The organism is Acidovorax sp. SUPP2539, from assembly GCF_030158975.1.
Lineage (GTDB): Bacteria > Pseudomonadota > Gammaproteobacteria > Burkholderiales > Burkholderiaceae_C > Paracidovorax.
This window is the reverse complement of sequence record NZ_BQXJ01000001.1, coordinates 28,923-48,208: the sequence shown is the minus strand read 5'-3', so window position 1 is coordinate 48,208 and position 19,286 is coordinate 28,923. Positions and strand designations below refer to the sequence as shown.

Genomic DNA, 19,286 nt, shown 5'->3' with positions numbered 1-19,286 from the left:
CGGCTATAAAACTTCGAGATACAAGGGTGGGACATGCCAGACACATCAAGCCGAGCGGACGGTCCTTCCCAGGACCCCCACTGCAGCAGTTCCCTGCTGCGGCTGCTGGCCGACTCCGTTCCGGCGCTGCTGGCCTACTTCGAATCGTCCACCCTGCGTTGTGTTTTTGCCAATCAGGGCTACGCCGAATCCACCGGCCACACGGTGGAGGCCATCCTGGGCAAGACAGTGCAGGAAGCCATCGGCGACAGCGCCTGGGCCTCGATCCAGCCCCAGATCCAGCAGGTGCTGCGGGGCGAGCGCGTGCAATACACGCGCAAGCAGCGGGTGCGGGGCGGGCCGCCCCGCATGATCGAGGTCAATCTCATTCCCCACCTGCACCCGAAGCTGGGGCTGATGGGCGCCTTCGTGCTCATCAACGACATCACCCACCACTGGGAGGCCGAACGCGCGGTGCGCGAGAGCGAAGAGCGCATGCGCAAGTTCTCGCAGGCCACCGAAGAGGCCATCGTGTTCCACCGCGAAGGCCTGGTGACCGACTTCAACGAAGCGCTCACGCGGCTGATGGGCTACTCCCTGGCCGAGGTGCGCGGCCGGCGCATGCTCGATTTCGTGAGCGAAGAGTTCCGCCCCGTCACCGAGGCCTACGTGCGCGAGGGCCGCGAGGAGCCCTACGAAGTCACGGTGCTGCACCGGGACGGGCATGCCGTGCCTGTGGAGATCGTCGGCAAGACCATGCCCTGGAAGGGCTCGGACTACCGCATCGCGGTGCTGCGCGACATCACCGCGCGCCGCCAGGCCCAGGAGCGCGAGGCCTTCCTGGCCCGGCACGATGCGCTCACGCAATTGCCCAACCGCGCCACGCTCATGGAGCAGCTCACCGCCGTGATCGAGTCCGCGCAGCGTACGCCGCAGGCCGCCGCCGTGCTGTTCATCGACATGGACCATTTCAAGACGGTGAACGACTCGCTGGGCCATGAGGCCGGCGACATGCTGCTGTGCGAGGTGGCCCGCCGGCTCGTGCAGGGCGTGCGCTCGGTGGACATCGTGGCGCGCGTGGGCGGCGACGAGTTCGTCGTGGTGCTGCGCGACGCGCAGGACCGGCCCTCCGCCCTGGCGGTGGCCGATCAGCTGCTGGCCGACGTGTGCGCCGTGTTCCATGCCGACGGCACGCCGCTGTCGGTGTCGGTCTCCATCGGGGTGAGCATGTACCCCGACGACGGCGACACCGCCGCCGAGCTGGTGCGCCGGGCCGACGCCGCCATGCAGCAGGCCAAGGACAGCGGCCGCGCCAACCGCCAGGCCTACGCCCCGGGCATGGAGACGCCCTCCACCGGCGTGCTGCAGCACGAGCGCCTGCTGCGCGACGCCATCCTGCACGGCGCGTTCGTGCTGCACTACCAGCCGCAGGTGCGCCTGGACGACGGTGCGCTCGTGGGCTTCGAGGCGCTGGTGCGCTGGCGCCACCCCGAGCGCGACCTGGTGGGGCCCATCGACTTCATCGCCTTCGCCGAGGCGCGCGGGCTCATCACGCCCATCGGCCGCTGGGTGCTGGTCGAGGCCTGCCGGCAGATGCGGGCCTGGCACGACGAGGGCCTGCCGCAGGTGCCGGTGGCGGTCAATCTCTCAGCGCTCGAATTCCGCCAGCGCGACGTGGCCGGCGAAATCGCGGGCGTGCTGCGCCAGACGGGCCTGGCACCGCGCTTTCTGGAGATCGAGCTCACCGAATCGGTGCTCATGCACGAGGCCGACCAGGTGCGCCGCACGCTGGATGCGCTCAAGGCGCTGGGCGTGCGCGTGTCCATCGACGACTTCGGCACCGGCTACTCGTCGCTCGCCTACCTCAAGCGCTACCCGATCGACAAGCTCAAGATCGACCGCTCCTTCGTCTCGGACACGCCCGCCAACGAAGACGACGTGGCCATCGTCACCGCCATCGTCCAGATGGGCCGCAGCCTGCAGATCCAGACCGTGGCCGAAGGCGTGGAAACCGCCGCACAGCACGACCTGCTGCGCACCCTTGGCTGCCATCTGGCGCAGGGCTACCTGATCTCGCCGCCCATGGACCCGCGCCAGACGCGCGAGTGGCTGCTGAAAAAAAGATAGCGGGCCCGTCATCGGGCAGACCCGCGCGCCCGTGGACAATAGGCGCCATGGCCCAGATCCCAGACTTCACCGAGCCCACCCTTCATACCGATCCCGCCGAGGCGCTGTCCCAGGTGCAGCGCATCTACCAGCAGCAGATCGGGCACCTGCGCGATGCCATGCAGCGCTTCGTCGCCGGGGAGACCCCGGCCAGCCACGTGCGGGCCTTCTACCCCTTCGTGCGGGTGCAGACCACCACCGTGGCCCGCGCCGCCACCCAGCTGGCCTACGGCTTCGTGGAAGGCCCGGGGCGGTATGAAACCACCCTCACCCGGCCCGACCTGTTCGCCAACTACTACGCCGAGCAGTTCCGCCTGCTGCGCAACAGCCACAACATCGAGCTGGAGGTGGGCATCAGCAGCCAGCCCATCCCCATCCACTTCTCGTTCGCGGAGCACGACCACATCGAGGGCACGCTGACCGCCCAGCGCCGCATGCTCATGCGCGACGTGTTCGACCTGCCCGACCTGGAGGCCATGGACGACGGCATCGCCAACGGCACCTGGGCGCCCCGCCCGGGCGAGGCCCAGCCCCTGTCGCTCTTCACCGCGCCGCGGGTGGACTACTCGCTGCACCGGCTGCGCCACTACACCGGCACCGCGCCCGAGTGGTTCCAGAACTTCGTGCTGTTCACCAACTACCAGTTCTACATCGACGAATTCGTGCGCCTGGGCCATGCCGAGATGGCCAAGCCGGACAGCGAGTACGTGGCCTTCATCGAACCGGGCAACGTCGTCACCCGCCGCACCGGCCTGCCGGCCCAGCCGGGCGACGAGCTGGGCGTGGCCCCGCCGCGGCTGCCGCAGATGCCGGCCTACCACCTCATGCGGGCGGACAAGAGCGGCATCACCATGGTCAACATCGGCGTGGGCCCGTCCAACGCCAAGACCATCACCGACCACATCGCCGTGCTGCGCCCGCACGCCTGGATGATGCTGGGCCACTGCGCGGGCCTGCGCAACAGCCAGCAGCTGGGCGACTACGTGCTGGCCCACGCCTATGTGCGCGAAGACCACGTGCTCGACGAAGAGCTTCCGCTGTGGGTGCCCATCCCCGCGCTGGCCGAGATCCAGATGGCGCTGCAGCAGGCCGTCGCCGACGTCACGCAGATCGAGGACGCCGACCTGAAACGCATCATGCGCACCGGCACTGTGGCCAGCACCGACAACCGCAACTGGGAGCTGCTGCCCGACAACATGCCCCAGCGCCGGTTCAGCCAGAGCCGCGCCGTCGCGCTGGACATGGAGAGCGCCACCATCGCTGCCAACGGCTTTCGCTTCCGCGTGCCCTACGGCACCCTGCTGTGCGTGAGCGACAAGCCCCTGCACGGCGAGATCAAGCTGCCCGGCATGGCCAACCATTTCTACCGCGAGCGCGTGGACCAGCATCTGCGCATCGGCATGCGCGCCATCGACATCCTGCGGGCCGGGGGCGTGAGCCGCCTGCACAGCCGCAAGCTGCGCAGCTTCGCCGAGGTGGCCTTCCAGTGACGCACCGGGTGGGCGCCGCCACCAGGGATTGATGCGGCTGGATTTCGTCACCCTGATGGCCATCACGGCCACCAACCTGTGCATGCTCTCCGCGGCCCTGCCGCTGATCATGGGCCGTGGCGCGGGCACCGCCGCGCGCTGGGTGCAGGCCAGCCTGCTGCTGCAGGGCCTGGCCTGGGCGGCCATCATCGCGTCCTCGTACGCGTGGGACCAGACCCTGTCCACCGTTTCCATGGCCGCCAATTCCCTGGCCCAATGGGCCCTCTTCGAGGCCCTGGCGATCTGGCTGGGGCCCCGCCCCGGGCGGCGCCTGGTGCAGGCGCTGGTGGTGGCGATCCCGCTGGGCTACACCCTGGGCTTTTCGCACTACGCGTTTCGCGTCGGATGGGCCAACCTGCTGCTGGCCACGCTGCTGCTGGCCGTGGCGCGCGCCACACTCTACCCGGCCCATTCAGCGCACTTCGCGGACCGGCGCTGGCGCCTGCTGCTCATGGGCTGCCTGGCCACGATGGCCGCGTTCACCGCCGCGCGCGGCGTGCTGGGCGCCTTCACCGACGCCTACCCCAGCTTTCGCACGCCGCACCCCGTCAACATCGCCGCGGCCGTGGCCGCCAACGTCACCCTCGTGCTGGGCACGGTGGCGGTGCTGGTCGCGTGGCGCGACGAGGCTGAGCAACAACTGCGCACCCTGGCCATGACCGATCCGCTCACCGGCCTGCTCAACCGCCGCGGCTTCGAGGCCCACGGACAGGCCCTGCGAACGCGCGCCGCGCGCCAGCGCCTGCCCCTGGCCGCCCTGCTGCTGGACCTGGACCACTTCAAACGCATCAACGACGCCTACGGCCACGAAGCCGGCGACCGCGCCCTGGCCTGGTTCGCCCGGCTCGCCCAGTCCATGGCCGGGCCGCACGACACCGTGTGCCGGTTCGGCGGCGAGGAATTCGGTGTGCTCCTGCTGCATGCGCAGCAGGAAGAGGCGCAACGCTTCGATCAGCGCCTGCGCGAACGCCTGCAGGCCGAAAGCGCCCAGGCCCTGGGGTTTCCCATCGACTACAGCGCCGGCGCGGCGCTGTGGCACGGTGGCGAAGAGGACCTGGCCGAGCTCATGGCCCGCGCGGACGCGGCGCTGTATGCCGCCAAGGAACAGGGGCGGCGGCAGCTGGCCATGGGCTAGGAAAAAAGAACGGGCGGTGCCGCCCCTGCGCCGAGGGCGCTACGCCACCGCCACCCGCCGCTTGAGCACCCCCAACGCCAACGCCGTCACCCCCGTGCCGGCCGCGATCGCCAGCGCGTACAGCACCACGTGGTTGACCGCGTTCGGAATGGCCAGCACGAACACGCCGCCGTGCGGCGCCTGCAGGCCGATGTTCCACATCATCGACAGGCCGCCCGCCACGGCCGCACCGGCCATGCAGGCAGGGATCACCCGCAGGGGATCGCGCGCGACGAACGGGATGGCGCCTTCGGTGATGAACGCCAGGCCCAGCACCGCGACGGCCTTGGAAGCCTCGCGCTCCTCGGCGCTGAAGCGGCTGCGGAACACCCAGCACGCCAGCGCGATGCCCAGCGGCGGCACCATGCCCGCGGCCATGGTGGCGGCCATCGGGTTGGCCACGCCGCTGGCGATCAACGTGGTGGAGAACACATAGGCCGCCTTGTTGACCGGGCCGCCCATGTCGAAGGCCATCATCGCGCCGAGGATCACGCCCAGCAGCACGGCGCTGCCGGTCTGCAGGCCCTTGAGCCATTCGGTGAGCGCGGCCATCACGCCGGCCATGGGCTTGCCGATGACCATCATCATGAGCACGCCGACCACCAAGGTACCCAGCAGCGGCAGCAGCAGCACGGGCTTCAACCCGTCGAGCGTGCGCGGCAGGCGGATGGCACGGTTCATCCAGTGCACCGCATAGCCCGCGATGAAGCCCGCGGCAATGGCGCCCAGGAAGCCCGCGCCCACGGTGCCCGCGAGCAGGCCGCCGATCATGCCCGGCGCGATGCCCGGCCGGTCGGCGATGGAGAACGCAATGTAGCCCGCCAGCGCCGGCAGCATGAGCGTGAAGCCGGCCTTGGCGCCGATCTGGAACAGCGTCCAGCCCAGCGTGCCCTGGTGCGCATCGTCGTACACGTAGATGCCGCCCAGCGCGAAGGCCAGCGCGATCAGCAGCCCGCCCGCGACCACGAAGGGCAGCATGAACGACACGCCGGTCATCAGGTGCTTGTAGGGGCCGGTGCGCTCCGTGCTGCGGGCGGCAGCGCCGGCAGGCGCTGCCCCGGGCGCAGCGGCCGCGCCCGCTGTGGGCGCGCCGCCCCACACAGCGGCCTGCGCCGCCGCCTGGGCGAACACCGCGGCCGCGTCGTGGATCGCGGCCTTGGTGCCGGTCGCATACAGCCGCTTGCCAGCGAAGCGCGCGCGGTCCACCTGCGTGTCGGCGGCGATCACGACCAGATCGGCCTGGGCGATCTCGTCCGCCGTGAGCGCGTTCTGCGCGCCGACCGAGCCCTGCGTCTCGACCTTGATGGTGTGACCCAGCGCCTGGGCGCCCTGCTCCAGCGCTTCGGCCGCCATGAAGGTGTGGGCCACGCCCGTGGGGCAGGAGGTGATGGCGACGATGCGAAGGGGGTGCGCTGCGTCGGCGGCGGCCACCGCAGGCACTGCCGCGGCGGCTGGAGCCGCCCCGCCGTGCGCCGCCACTGCCCCTTCGCTTGAGCCGCCTGCGCCCGCACGTGCCAGCGCGGCGCGCACGACGTCGGCCGCATCGGCCAGCACGGCCCCCGGCGTGGTCTCGTGCAGGCGTGCGGCAGGCAGGCCGGTGCGGTCCACGGCCATGTCGGCCGCGATGATGACGGCGTCGGCACGCAAGAGTTCGTCGTCCGTCCAGCCTCCCTGCGCGCCCAGGCTGCTGCGCACGCTCAGGGCGATGTGGTGGCCGAGCCGTTCAGCGGCGGCGCGCAGCGCCTCGCCGGTCATGAAGCTGTGCGCCGGGCCGGCCTGGCTGGCGGCGATGGCGATGAGGTGGGCCATGGGATGGGTCTCCGTGCGGATTCGTTTGAGGGGGCGGGGCCGGTCAGACCGGCTGCGGCGCGATGGCGGCGGCGATGGCATCCACCTCGGCGTGCGGCGGCAGGCCGGGCGCGATGCGCTGGATGCGCGCCGCGGCGCAGGCCATGCCGAAGACGGCCGCGCCGGGGAAGGTGCCGCCCTGCGCGAGCGCGGCGAGCGTGCCGGCCACCAGCGCATCGCCCGCCCCCACCGTGGTGGCCACCGGCACGCGCAGTGCCTCGGCATGCCAGCGACCCTGGGACGTGGCGATCACCGCGCCGTCGCCGCCGAGCGAGACGACCGCCTGCCGCACGCCGTAGCGCCGGCACAAATCGGATGCGGCCTCGGCCACCTCCGCCAGCGTGGGCAGCGCGCGGCCGGCCAGTTCTTCCAGCTCGGCCCGGTTGGGCTTGACGAGCGCCACCGGCACCGCCGGGCCAGCGGCCGGATCGGACAGGCGCTGCAGCAGCTGCCGCAGCACGTCGCCGCCCGTGTCGATCACGATGTGCGCGCCCTGGGCCGCGAGGGCGCGGGCCAGCCGCTCCCACACGCCCGCCGCCGCGCCGGGCGGCAGGCTGCCGGCCAGCTCGCACCAGTCGCCGTACTGCACCTGCTGCTGCAGCGTGGCCAGCAACTGGGCTTCGGCCTGCGCCAGCGCCTCGGGCGGCAGGGACAGGCCGGGCAGGTTGATGTCTGTCGAGTCGCCCCGCCCGGCATCGGCCAGCTTGATGTTGGTGCGGGTGCTGCCCGCCACCCGCACCATCGCGTCAGCGATGCCGCTGGCGGCGAAAGCGGCGGTGAACACGCCGTCGTTCTCGGCGCCCAGCCAGCCGCTGGCGGTCACCGGCACGCCCAGGGCCGCCAGCACCGCCGCCACGCCGATGCCCTTGCCGCCGGCCTCGGTCTGCTGCCCCAGCGCCCGGTGCACGGCGCCGGGCACGAGCGTGGGAATGCGCACCGTCTGGTCGATGGCCGGGTTGAGCGTGATGGTGAACACGCGGGCAGGCGCGGCCGCGCCGGCCAGAACTTCGGGCGTCATGGTGCGGCCTTTCCCGGCATGGCACATGCCGCATCAAAAACGGCCTCAGCGCAATGAATACTAGGGCATATCGCTATATTTTTAATAGCAAACCTCATGATGCATCCCCCGTGTCGGCCACCGGGCCGGCCGGGCGCAGCGCGGCGCCCAGGGCGCGCACCTCGTCGGCGGTGTCCACGTCCAGCGCGCGGCGGGCGAGGTCCTGCAGCTCGGCCAGGGAATGCCGGCGCAGCAGCGCCTTGACGGTGCCGATATCGCCGCTGCTCATGCTCAACTCCTGCACGCCCAGTCCGGCCAGCAGCGCCGCGCCCAGCGGCTCGCCCGCCAGTCCGCCGCACACGCCCACCCAGCGCCCATGGGCCCGGGCGCCGGCGATGGTGCGTTCGATAAGCCGCAGCACCGAGGGGTGCAGGCTGTCGGCCATGCCGGCCAGCTCGGGGTGCTGCCGGTCCACCGCCAGCGCGTACTGCGTGAGGTCGTTGGTGCCGATGGAGAAGAAATCCACGTGCGCCGCCAGCCGGTCGGCCATCAGCGCGGCCGAGGGCACCTCGATCATGATGCCCACGGGCACCTGCGGCGCGTCCAGCTCGCGGCGCACCGCCTCCATGCGCTGGCGCAGCTGGTGCACCTCTTCCACGGTGCTGATCATCGGGAACATGACCGACAGCGGGCCGTGCCGCGCCGCGCGGTACAGCGCCCGCAGCTGCGGCACCAGCAGGTCGTCGCGGCGCAGGCACAGCCGCGCGCCGCGCAGGCCGAGAAAGGGGTTGTCCTCCACCGGCAGGTCCAGGTGCGGCACCTGCTTGTCGCCGCCGATGTCCAGCGTGCGCACGATCAGCGGGCGGCCGTCCAGGGCCTCGACCATGGCGCGGTACACGGCGTACTGGTCGTCCTCGTCGGGCACCGCGTCGCGCTCCAGGAACAGAAATTCGGTGCGCATCAGGCCCACGCCTTCGGCCCCCGCCGCCAGCGCGTGCGTGGCCTGGTCGGCCCGGTTGGCATTGGCGGCGATCTCCACCGTGTGGCCGTCGGTGGTGGTGGCGGGCAGCTGGCGGGTGCGGGCCTCTTCCTCCTGCCGGCGGGCCAGGCGCTGCATGCGCTCGCGCGCCTCGATCAGCGCCGTCTCGCTCGGGCCCACGTAGAGCCGGCCGCGGTAGCCGTCCAGGATGGCGGGCGTGCCGGCCGCGGCATCGGCGCCCAGCACGCCGGGGCCGGCCGCCACGACGGCGGGCAGCCCCAGAGCGCGCGCCAGGATGGCCGTGTGAGCGGTCGGGCCGCCGCGCGCGGTGCAAAAGCCCCGCACCTTGGCCGTGTCGATCTGCGCGGTGACCGAGGGCGACAGGTCGTCCGCCAGCAAGATGGCATTGGCCGGCCACGCGGCGGCGGCGCCTTCGGCCTCGTTGCCGCGCCCCAGCAGGTGGCGCAGCACGCGCTCGCCCACGTCCTGCACATCGGCCGCGCGCGCGGCCAGCGTGGCATCGGCCAGCGCACGCTGCGCAGCCACTCGCTCGCCCACCGCACGGCGCCAGGCCCAGGCCACGCCGTGGCCCTGCACCACGCTGCGGCTGGTGGCCAGCAGCAGGTCGGCATCCTGCAGCAGGCCCGCGTGGGCGGTGAAGATGCCCGCCTGCTCGGCCTTGCCCGCGGCACGCGCGCCATCGGCCAGTTGCTGCAACTGGGCCAGCGCGGCGGCCAGGGCCTGGTCCAATGCGGCGGCCTCGGCGGCCACGGAGGTGAAGCGGTCGTCCACCTCCAGCGCTGCGGCGCCCGCCTGCACCAGCGTGCCGATCACGAGGCCCGGGCTGGCCGCGATGCCGGTGAAAGTCTGGCGGGCCGTGGGCTGCCAGTCGCCCAGCTCGCGCCCGAGGCCTTGGGCCTGCGCCTGGCGGGCGGCGGACAGCTCGGCCTGGCGGCTTTCTTCCTCGCCCAACCGCACGATGGTGTCGCGCAGGGCGGCCAGCGCCGCCGGGGCATCAGGGCCTTGCGCCGACAGGCGCAGCTGCGCCCCGCGCCCCGCGCCCAGGCTTAGGAGCGCGGCCAGGTTCTTAGCATCGGCCACCGTGTCGCCGCAGCGCACATGCACCCGCGCGGTGAAGCGCTTGACCGCTTGCGCCCATTGCCCGGCTGGGCGCGCATGCAGGCCGTTGGGGTAGTTGAGCGACAGCTCGTGGCCCAGCGGAAAGTCCTCCAGCCCGGCGGCCTCGGCCGCCCCTGCGGACTCCTCGCCCGTGAGCGCCCGCACGATCTCGCCGGCATCCCGCGTGGTCGCCAGGCGGTCCATCAGGGCGTCGTCGCGCATCAGGCGGGTCAGGCGGCGCAGCACCGCGATGTGCTCGTCCGACGCGGCAGCAATGGCCACCACCAGGCGTGCCTGCTTGGCATCGTCGCCCCAGCGCACACCGCCCGGTACCTGCAGCACGGCCAGACCGGTGCGCCGCACGAGGTGCTTGTCCTCGACCATGCCGTGCGGAATGGCCAGACCCTGGCCCAGGAAGGTGTTGGCGACTTTCTCGCGCTGCAGCAGGCTGTCGGTGTAGGCGGGCTGGGCATGGCCGGCCTGGGCCAGCAGGGCGCCCGCGGCGCGCACGGCGTCTTCTCGGTTGTGGGGCGCGGCGCCCAGGCGGACCTCGACCGGGATCGTGGACATGGTGCGATGTCTCCTTGTTTTGGTATCGATTCCAGAGCAGGATTATGAAACCGCTTTTCAGGGCGGACAAGGCCACGAAGAACCCCTTTCCTATGGAAATTCGGGTAATCCCCTATGAATGAATGCCACGGTAATGCCTGCAAGGCAGCGCAGAATCAACGCTCTGGCCTGTCGCCGCCTGCGGCAAGATTGGCCATCGCAAAGCAATTTCAGGAATCGATACCAGAACGCCGGTTTCTTTTGTAGGAGAAAGCCGCTTGGCCAGCATCAAGGACGTCGCGGAGCGCGCGGGCGTCTCCACCACCACCGTATCGCGCGTGCTGTCGAACCCCGCCGCCGTGCGCACGCCGCTGCGCGAGCGCGTCGAGCAGGCCATCGCCGTGCTCGCCTACCGCCCCAACCTGGCGGCCCGGCGCCTGCGCCAGCAGCGGGCCTCGCTGGTGGGGCTGATCGTCTCGGACATCCGCAGCCCGTTCTTCACCGACGTGGGCCGCGCGGTGGAGGACGTGGCCTACCGCCACGGCCTGCGGCTCATCCTGTGCAACACCGACGAAGACCCGGCCAAGGAGCAGTCCTACCTCGAACTGATGGCCGACGAGCAGGCCAGCGGCGTGATCCTCTCGCCCACCATGGAAGGTCTCAAGCGCCTGCGGCCCACCGACTGGCCTTTTCCGATGGTGCTGGTGGACCGCGCCCTCGACACCACCCGCGCCGACCGCGTCGTGCTGGACAACCGCGCCGCCGCCCGGCGCGCCACCGAACACCTGCTGGACGCCGGCTACCGCCGCATCGCCGTGCTGGCCGGCACGCACAGCACCACGGGCCAGGAGCGCCAGGCCGGCTACGCGGATGCACTGCGCGAACGCGGGCTCGCGCCCGATCCGCACTGGGTCGCCCCCACGCGCGAGGCCGGCATGGCCGCCGCCACGGCGCTGCTGGCGGGCACCGGGGGCATGCCGCGCCCGGACGCCTTGCTGGCCACGAACGGCCTGCTGCTGCTGGGCGCGGTGCACGCGATCCAGGCCGCGGGCCTGTCCATGCCGAACGACATCGGCCTGGCAGGCTTCGACAACAACGACTGGACGGCCTTGCCGGCCCTGGACGTGACGGTGATCGCGCAGCCCACCTACGACATCGGGCGCACCGCGGCCGAGTTGCTGCTGCAGCGGCTGGCAGAGCCCGAACGGACGGTACGGCGGGTGGTGCTGGAAGGAGCGCTGCTGGCGCGGGGCTCCACGCGCAGGGGATGACGAGGCTGCGCTCGAAACGGTTGGCAGGGCATCGTCCGCCGAGCGATGCGCAGCACCACCCCATCCAGGCTCAGCGCCGTTGGCTGCCGCGCGCCATGCCCGATATCGCGTAGGTTCCCGCTGCTTTGACAAGGACCCGAATGGCATGGGTCTTTTCCACCGTGTCGTGCTCGTACTGCGCCTTGATCGCGATCTCGATTCCGCTGCCCACCTTCCTGCACCGCATTTCCTGAGTGGCGTACTGGCTGTGGTCGTCATTGAGTTCGGGAAACGCCAGGGTCCGGACCAACTCCGACCTACGCTCCTGCGTCGGCTGCGTGAGCCACTGCACGTAGATCTCGCTGCCCGCCCCTTCGTGCACATCGACAACGACTACGCGGTAGTAACCTGCCCGGTCCGCCTGGGTCCAGGCGCCGCAGGTTTCGACCTTTTGCACGTGAACGGGCAGTGACTCCACCTGGGCTTTGAGCAAGGAATCGCTGGCGTTGGCGCAGAAAGGCAACGCTAAAAACGCCCACCCAATGAATCGATTCACCACTTCGCCTTTGGATGAATGACGATGCCGGTGGTGATGTGCATGGTGCCTAGCGCGAGCGCAGGGCTGGTGGCGGGCTTGACTCTCGTAGGAACCATGCGCCCCGTCTGTTCGATCAGCAACAAATCAGACTCCCTTTTGATGTGGAGTGGCATGCTAACCAAAACCCATCGCAAAAGGCACAGATGGGCGTGGGCGCATGCTGCAAAGTGTCACCGGGCACGCCTTGCAGGCCGCCGGCCCGCAAGTCAGGGACGGCGCGAAACGAATCGTGGGCAGACTCCGGGGTGGCGAACTCGGCCCCGGCTCACCGCCGTTGCTGCAACCAGGCCATGAGGGCCACCTTCTCCATCGGCATGGCGATGTGGTACCCCTGGCCCTCGTGGCAGCCCATGTCCAGCAGGGCGCGCAGCGCGGCGGCATCCTCGATGCCCTCGGCCAGCACCTGCAGCCCGAGCTTGCGGCCCAGTTGCGCCACCATTTCCGCGATGCGAACGCCGTGCGGCTCGCCCAGGTGGCGCACGAAGGAGCGATCGATCTTGATGCGGTCGAGCGCCAGCCGCTCCAGGTAGCTCAGCGAGGAATAGCCCGTGCCGAAATCGTCGATCGCAATGGAGATGCCTTGCGCGCGCAGGCTGGACAGGGTCGAGTTCAGCAATTGGGTGGGCAGCGCGGCCACCGATTCCGTGATCTCCAGCTCCAACTGCGGCCCCTGGAGCCCGCTGTCCGCCAGGGCCGCGCACACCGTGTCGAAAAAAGCGGGGTCCTGCAACTGCACGGACGACACGTTGACCGCCATGCGCCCGGGCGCATGGCCCGCCTCCAGCAACTCCCGCATGCAGGCGCACGCGGTGGACAGCACCCACTTGCCCAGCGCCACGATGAGTCCCGAATGCTCGGCCACGGGAATGAACTGGTCGGGCGATATCAGCTGGCCATCGTCCGCGCGCCAGCGCACCAGGGCTTCCAGCCCCACCAGGCGCCGGGTCGCCAGGTCGATCTGGGGTTGGTAGACCAGAAAGAGCTTGGCCGTGTCGATGGCCGCCCGCAGATCGGACAGCAGCAGCGCCCGAGTGCGGGCCTCGGCCCCCATGTGGTCCGAATATTCCAGGTGCTGACCGCGGTGGTCGCGCTTGGCGCGCTTCAAGGCGATGGTGGCGTCCTTGACGAGATCGGCGCCCGCCTGCGGCACCTCGGGCAGGAAGACATAGCCGCAGGTGAGCGACACCTTTTGCGCCACACCATTCACCGCCAGGGGCTGGCGGACGCAGTCCAGCAGCCGCTGCAGCGACACCTGCGCCACCGCCCCCAGCACGCCGAACGTGTCCGCCCCCAGGCGGGCCAGCAGCACGCCCGGTGGCAGTGCCGCGGACAGCGCGCGGGCGACCCGCTCCAGCAGGCAGTCCCCGAAGCGGTGGCCCATGACGTCGTTGGTGGCGCTGAAATCGTCGATGTCGAGCAGCGCCAGGATGTGGCCGCGCGTGCCGAGGCGGGCGCATTCGTCCACCTTCTCGACGAAGTGCGCGCGGTTGGGCAGGCGGACCAGCGGGTCGTAATAGGCGTATTCGTGCAGCCGCGCGAGCAGGCCGTGGTTGTGCAGCAGGGTACCCAGGTTGGCGCAGAAGACGTCCAGCATCTGGGTGTCCAGCGCACCACGCGCCGCGGGCACATCGATGAAGACGGCCATGCCCTGCCGGCCCTGGTGCCCGATGTACAGCGCCACGCCGCCATCGGCGGCATACCCATTGCAGCGACCCTCCAGCACACGGCGCAGCACGCTCCACTCGGGCCGGGCGGCAACGGCATCGAACGGGCCGTCAGCGAGGACGGCGAACCGGCCGGCCGCCGCCAGCACCTGGAACCGGCCCGCAGTCTCTCCCTGCTGCGCGCACACCAGCGCATGGCATGCGACGCCCAGCAATGCCGCCAGCTGGGTGATGACGCCCGAGGCGAAAGCCCGCGGATCGGTGGTCTCCAGCAAGGACGCGCTGGACCGCACGATGAGTTCCAGGCTGCGGCGGCTGGCCTCGGCGGCGCACAGCCGCTGGTAGGACCGCACGGAGGTGACGACCAGGGCCAGCAGCCGGTCGTGCGTCAGTTCGGACTTGGGGCGGTAGTCGTTGATGTCGTACTGCAGCAGGGTGTCCAGGTCCGTCACCGGCCCGGGCTGGTCCGTGCGAAGCACGATGCGCGCGTTGGGCAGGCGGGCGGTGTGGCGGATGAAGTCCACCAGCGCCAGGGCGGTGCCGGCCGCCGCGCCGGTGCCGCCCACCGGCTCCGAAGCCACGTCGAGCAGCACCATCGCCACGTTCGGCTCGCCCATCAGCAACGCACGCGCTTCTTCGCCCGAAAAAGCGTGCCGCGGCGCCAGGGCGCGGCCGAAAAGCGTGCGGCCCTGCAGCGCTGCGCGCATGGCCGCATGCACGCCTGCGTCGCTGTCCACGACGAGGATGCGCCAGTCGGGCTCGCCCTGCGGGTCGCGGGTGCGGACGGCGCGCGCGGCGGCGACTTCCGGCGCTGGACAGTCGGGCGCCACCCCGGCGTTCATGCGGCAGGCAGGTGGCGGCTGCACGGGGCGAGCGACACGCGATTGCGGCCGCCGCGCTTGGCAACGTACAAGGCTTCGTCCGCCAGACCGTAGGCGTTGTCGAAGGTGCCGCCCTGCGCCAGGCAGCTCAGCCCGAAGCTGGCCGTGATGCCGCTGCCGTCGGGCAGGTCGAAACGGTGGGACTCGATGGCTTGGCGCAAGGCCTCGGCCACCGGCATCGCCGTATCGTGGCCCTGCCCCGGCAGCACCACGGTGAACTCCTCGCCGCCGACCCGGCCGACCTGCGCGGTCGGGGGCACGACGGCCTGCAGGCAGGCGACCACGCCCAGGATCACCCGGTCGCCCACCGGGTGGCCGAAACTGTCGTTGATGCGCTTGAAATGGTCGATGTCCAGCACGATCAGCGCGAGGCCGCCGCTTCGCAGCTGCTGGTTGACCCGCTCGATGATGGCCGCCCGGTTGAGCACGCCGGTCAGCGGGTCGTGGTTGGCCCGGTACTCCAGTTGGGCTGCCAGGTCCTGCAGCCGCAGGTTCAGCTGGTTCATGTCCAGTTCCGCCCGGTCGCTGCGGCGCACCAGGCGACGCGTCTCCCGCAGCAGCCGCTCGTAGGCGACCAGCAGATCGCCCAGCGCCTGCCGGCAGGGGGCCTCTTCCAGGCCATCATGGCGCTGGTAGGCGCTGCGTGCGACCAGCAAGGTCTGGTTTTCGGCCTCGAACAGGTCCGGGGGGGTCGCGGCGTCCATGGGCATCAGGCCGCGCTGACGGGGTGGGTCGAGAAATGGATGGCGGGAAAGTCTTCGCTGAGCTCCTGGCCGAATTCGAGGATAGTGTCGTCTTCCTCATCGTGATACCAGTGCACCACGATCTCGTTGCCCGCGCCGGCCGCATCGCTGAGCGCCTCGATCAGGTTGAAGAGCATCTTGGTGCTCGAGCTGTTGAAGTAGGCGAGCGCGATGCTCACCTCGATTTTGGTGTCCACCTGCTCGGCCAGATAGGCCCTGAGCTGCGTGAGAACGTCGCCATAGAACGCCGCGGCATTCTCGGGGTAGGACTCGCCGCGCAAGCTCAGCGCGTGGGCGTCGAACTTGAAGTCCACCTCCGGTGAACTGGGGGTCGGTGCGATGTAGAGGTTGTCCATCTGTGATCTCGATTCGTTTGCGGGCTTGGCGCGTCAGATCGCCGCTTTCAGATAGAACACCGGTGCCTGGTCGGGTCCTTGCGTCGCGTCGAAGCCAAATTCCAGCGGTTCGCGGGCGTCGCGAGCCATGGTGAGGAACCCCATGCCTGCGCCCTTGCTGCCCTCGGGGGTCTCCTCGCGCAGGGTCTGGCGATAGGCCTGCTTGATTTCTTCCAGCGTCATGCTGCGCAGCGCGGCCAGCTTCTCGCGCAGTTCGTCGGCGATGCGCGGCTCCACCGGGTTGGCGCACAGCAGCAGGAAGCTGCCGTCGGCTTCGCGGCGGATGCATACCGAGCCGTGGCGCAGTTCGCCGTTGTCATGGCTGGGGGGCGTGAGCGTATCGGCGGAGTAATGGATGATGTTCTGCGCCATCTCCACGAAGGACGAGAACAGCTTGCGCCGCGTCGGTCCCGCCACGTCGGCGACCTCCAGCTGCAGTTTCACCGCATCGGCCATGGCCGCGATGATGTTCTGCGAGAAGTAGCCCACGTAGTAGAAGATGACGCGATGCTGCCTGGCCAGGTTGAAGAAGGAACCGGGGTTTTCAGCGTTCATGAACGAGGACATGGCGGATTTCCGTCTCAGGTGCGAAAGCAAAAAAAGGTGAGGTCGTCGCGGCGGTGGTGATCGCCCTGGCCCTGCCACTGCTCCAGCGCATCGAGCACGGCCCGGTTGATCTCCGCGGGCGTGCGCTCCCGCTGCTCGAAGAGCAGCTCCCGCACGCGGCGTTTTCCCAACGCGATCGCGCGCGGGCCGCCCACCTGGTCGATCAGGCCGTCGGTGCTGACGAAAAGCAGCGTGCCGGGGGACAGGATCAGCTCCTGGTTGTTCCAGGCGAAATCGAAGTCGCTGTCCACGTAGCCCACGCCTTTACGCTGTCCTTCGATGATCTCGACCGCGTCGGCGCCGGGCCGCACCAGGAACAGCGACAGCCGCGCCCCCGCGAAGACCAGTCGCCCCTGCGCCGGCTCGAACCAGAAGCAGGCGGCATCCATGCCGTCGTTGGAGCGCTCCGTGCCTTCCTGCGCATCCTGCTGCCCCAGCATCTGCTTGATGCTGCGGTTCACGCTGCCCAGCAACTGCGCGGGATCGCGGGCGCCGTGCTGCTTGATCGCCTGGTTGAGGCTGGTGGAGGCGATCAGGGTCATGAAGGCGCCCGGCACGCCATGACCCGTGCAATCGGCGACGGTGGCGAACCAGCCGTCAGGCTCGGTGCTGAACTGGTAGAAGTCGCCCCCGACCACGTCGCGCGGCTCCCAGACCAGGTGCGCGCCGGGGCACACGCGTGCCAGCGCCTCGAGCGAACTGCGCAGCGTGGATTGCTGGATCACGCTCGCGTATTCGATGCTGTGCATGACCTGGCGGTTGCGCGAGGCCTGCATGTCGGCCACCACACGCATCAGCTGCAGCCCGTTGCCCACGCCGATGAAGGCCCCCTCGTGGGTGATGATGAAGCCATCGGACAGGGCCTTTTCGCCGCATTCCACCGTCTTGAACGTCAGTGCCTCGATGTCCAGCGCGGCATCGACGATCAACGGCTCCTTGTCCATGAACGCGATGCAGCTCTTGCGGCCGTAGAGCTCCATGCGAAACGGCTTGCTCATCTGGGAGAGGAAGATGTTCCGGTTGATCAGCCCTATGGGCTGCCTGCCCTCCACGACGGGCAGGCTGACGAGGTCACGGTGCTGGCCGAACACCTCCATGACCTGTTCGTTGGTCTGGTCGGTCGTCATGCAGGGCACCATGTTGCACAGGTCCGCCGCACTGGGCTGACGGAAACGGGGCCGAAAGCTGCTCAGGTACTCGGAATTTGCGGACATGGGGGCCAAGGGGGCTGTTTGTTAGCAAATGTTATTCATTTCATATTTCGCCGCGATGACAGGATGGTGACGGTTTGGCGCTGCGCAGAGGCAATCGAGCCTGCGGGCCATTGAAGGGGCGGCTTCAGAAGGAGGGGAGATGCGCCAGGAACGGGTGCTTTCCCATTCGTTGCGATGAAGGGGCGAGCGCCATGGCGGCGCCCGGCAAGGAGGCCACGCTGCGGGGGGCCGGCACGCTGCGCGCATGCCTGCCGTTTCGATTCGGACCCCGACGACAGCGCCCCGCCACCGCGGTCGGATCGGTGGTGTGAATGCCGATGCTTACGCTTTGCGCGGCCTGACCTTGCTAGCCGCCAGCTTGGCCCGCTCCCGCGCCACTTCGACATCGGCATCGAACGCCAGCGCCACGCCCATGCGCCGCTTCACGAAACTCTCGGGCTTGCCGAACAGGCGCAGGTCGGTGTTCGGCACGCGCAGGGCCTCGTCCACGCCGTCGAAGGCGATGCCCTGCGCGTCCATGCCGCCGTAGATCACGGCGCTGGCGCCCGGGCTGCGCAGGGCGGTGTTGACGGGCAGGCCCAGGATGGCGCGGGCGTGCAACTCGAACTCGCTCTGCACCTGCGTGGCCAGGGTGACCAGGCCCGTGTCGTGCGGGCGGGGACTCACCTCGCTGAACCACACGGCATCGCCCTTCACGAAAAGCTCCACCCCGAACAGGCCCTGGCCGCCGAGGTCGTCGGTCACGGCCTTGGCGATCTCGCGGGCGCGCTCCAGGGCCGCGGGGCGCATGGGCTGGGGTTGCCAGCTTTCCACGTAGTCGCCGCTGACCTGGATGTGGCCGATGGGTTCGCAAAAATGCGTCTCGGGCTGGCCGCCTTCGCCGAGCGCGCGCACGGTGAGCAGGGTGATCTCGTAGTCGAATTCGATGAAGCCTTCGACGATGACGCGGCCATGGCTCACGCGGCCGCCGGCCATGGCGTAGTCCCAGGCTTTTTGCACGTCGGCTGGTCCGTCGATCTTGCTCTGGCCCTTGCCGGAGCTGCTCATCACGGGCTTGACGATGCAGGGGTAGCCGATGCCGCCGTCAATGGCCGCCTGCAGCTCTTCAAGCGAATCGCAGAATTGGTAGGGGCTGGTGGGCAGGCCCAGCGTTTCGGCGGCCAGGCGGCGGATGCCTTCGCGGTCCATGGTCAGGCGCGCGGCGCGCGCGGTGGGAATCACGCGCACGGTGCCGGCGGCCTCCAGCTCTTCGAGCATGGGCGTGGCGATGGCCTCGATCTCGGGCACCACGAGGTGGGGCCGCTCGGCCTCGATGAGCGCCTTCAGCTGGGTCGGGTCGCTCATGGTGATGGTGCGCGCATGGTGGGCCACCTGCTGGCCGGGCGCGTTCTCGTAGCGGTCCACGGCGATGGTCTCCACGCCCAGGCGCTGCAGGGCGATGAGGACTTCCTTGCCCAGCTCGCCCGAGCCGAGCAGCATGACTTTGGTGGCCGAGGGCGAAAGGGGGGTGCCGAGAGTGGTCATAGCAGGTGAAAGAGATGGAATGAAGAAAGAGGGTCGGAAAAAAAGGGAGCGCGGCCCCGGAGGGCGGCGAA

The 19,286-nt window shown here is 69.9% G+C and carries 15 protein-coding genes; 4 read left to right on the top strand and 11 right to left on the bottom strand.

The features are described 5' to 3' along the window. Positions 1–33 precede the first annotated feature (33 nt). From AVTE2539_RS00205 to AVTE2539_RS00195, 3 genes are read left to right on the top strand one after another with little or no spacing between them, the layout of a single operon-like run. Positions 34–2,106 carry a putative bifunctional diguanylate cyclase/phosphodiesterase gene (locus AVTE2539_RS00205; RefSeq protein WP_284407950.1) on the top strand — a complete coding sequence of 691 codons (2,073 nt, stop codon included), beginning with the start codon at positions 34–36 and terminating at the stop codon, positions 2,104–2,106. A 47-nt stretch (positions 2,107–2,153) separates the two neighbouring features. Then, entirely contained in the window at positions 2,154–3,635 is a 1,482-nt protein-coding gene (locus AVTE2539_RS00200) for an AMP nucleosidase (protein WP_284392916.1), read from the top strand. Positions 3,636–3,666: 31 nt separating this feature from the next. After that, on the top strand, positions 3,667–4,809 hold the full coding sequence (locus AVTE2539_RS00195; protein WP_284407949.1) for a GGDEF domain-containing protein: 1,143 nt from the start codon (positions 3,667–3,669) through the stop codon (positions 4,807–4,809). A gap of 39 nt (positions 4,810–4,848) precedes the next feature. Here AVTE2539_RS00195 and AVTE2539_RS00190 read toward each other — a convergent pair whose 3' ends face one another. The 3 genes from AVTE2539_RS00190 to ptsP all read right to left on the bottom strand — a co-directional run bounded on the left by AVTE2539_RS00190 (position 4,849) and on the right by ptsP (position 10,361). Then, positions 4,849–6,657: a fructose-specific PTS transporter subunit EIIC gene (locus tag AVTE2539_RS00190; RefSeq protein ID WP_284407948.1), complete on the bottom strand. Its 1,809-nt coding sequence runs from the start codon at positions 6,655–6,657 to the stop codon at positions 4,849–4,851. Positions 6,658–6,700: 43 nt separating this feature from the next. After that, positions 6,701–7,714, bottom strand: coding sequence for a 1-phosphofructokinase family hexose kinase (locus tag AVTE2539_RS00185; RefSeq protein ID WP_284407947.1), 1,014 nt, complete (start codon positions 7,712–7,714; stop codon positions 6,701–6,703). A gap of 94 nt (positions 7,715–7,808) precedes the next feature. After that, the gene (gene ptsP, locus AVTE2539_RS00180; protein WP_284407946.1) at positions 7,809–10,361 is read right to left on the bottom strand and encodes a phosphoenolpyruvate--protein phosphotransferase; all 2,553 of its coding nucleotides are present in this window, start codon (positions 10,359–10,361) and stop codon (positions 7,809–7,811) included. Positions 10,362–10,618: 257 nt separating this feature from the next. Between ptsP and AVTE2539_RS00175 the strand changes: the two genes are divergently transcribed. Then, complete coding sequence (locus AVTE2539_RS00175; RefSeq protein WP_284407945.1) at positions 10,619–11,611, top strand: LacI family DNA-binding transcriptional regulator; 993 nt, start codon at positions 10,619–10,621, stop codon at positions 11,609–11,611. Between the two features lie 70 nt (positions 11,612–11,681). On the opposite strand, the gene AVTE2539_RS00170 is transcribed toward AVTE2539_RS00175, so the two are convergent. The 8 genes from AVTE2539_RS00170 to purT form a co-directional block, all read right to left on the bottom strand. Beyond that, positions 11,682–12,146 carry a hypothetical protein gene (locus AVTE2539_RS00170; protein ID WP_284407944.1) on the bottom strand — a complete coding sequence of 155 codons (465 nt, stop codon included), beginning with the start codon at positions 12,144–12,146 and terminating at the stop codon, positions 11,682–11,684. Continuing rightward, entirely contained in the window at positions 12,143–12,271 is a 129-nt protein-coding gene (locus tag AVTE2539_RS00165; protein ID WP_284407943.1) for a hypothetical protein, read from the bottom strand. The genes AVTE2539_RS00170 and AVTE2539_RS00165 overlap by 4 nt, the downstream gene beginning before the upstream one ends. 182 nt (positions 12,272–12,453) lie before the next feature. Beyond that, a complete protein-coding gene (locus AVTE2539_RS00160; protein WP_502868841.1) occupies positions 12,454–14,694 on the bottom strand; it encodes a two-component system response regulator in 2,241 nt (746 codons plus the stop codon). Next, the gene (locus AVTE2539_RS00155; RefSeq protein WP_284407942.1) at positions 14,691–15,437 is read right to left on the bottom strand and encodes a GGDEF domain-containing protein; all 747 of its coding nucleotides are present in this window, start codon (positions 15,435–15,437) and stop codon (positions 14,691–14,693) included. The genes AVTE2539_RS00160 and AVTE2539_RS00155 overlap by 4 nt, the downstream gene beginning before the upstream one ends. 5 nt (positions 15,438–15,442) lie before the next feature. Next, positions 15,443–15,832 (bottom strand): DUF1987 domain-containing protein, encoded by a 390-nt coding sequence (locus AVTE2539_RS00150; RefSeq protein ID WP_272567110.1) that lies wholly within the window; start codon positions 15,830–15,832, stop codon positions 15,443–15,445. A 33-nt stretch (positions 15,833–15,865) separates the two neighbouring features. Next, a complete protein-coding gene (locus AVTE2539_RS00145) occupies positions 15,866–16,438 on the bottom strand; it encodes a SiaB family protein kinase (RefSeq protein WP_272549253.1) in 573 nt (190 codons plus the stop codon). Between the two features lie 14 nt (positions 16,439–16,452). Further along, positions 16,453–17,691 (bottom strand): SpoIIE family protein phosphatase, encoded by a 1,239-nt coding sequence (locus AVTE2539_RS00140; protein WP_284407941.1) that lies wholly within the window; start codon positions 17,689–17,691, stop codon positions 16,453–16,455. Between the two features lie 321 nt (positions 17,692–18,012). Continuing rightward, positions 18,013–19,215: a formate-dependent phosphoribosylglycinamide formyltransferase gene (purT, locus tag AVTE2539_RS00135; RefSeq protein WP_284407940.1), complete on the bottom strand. Its 1,203-nt coding sequence runs from the start codon at positions 19,213–19,215 to the stop codon at positions 18,013–18,015. Positions 19,216–19,286 lie beyond the last annotated feature (71 nt).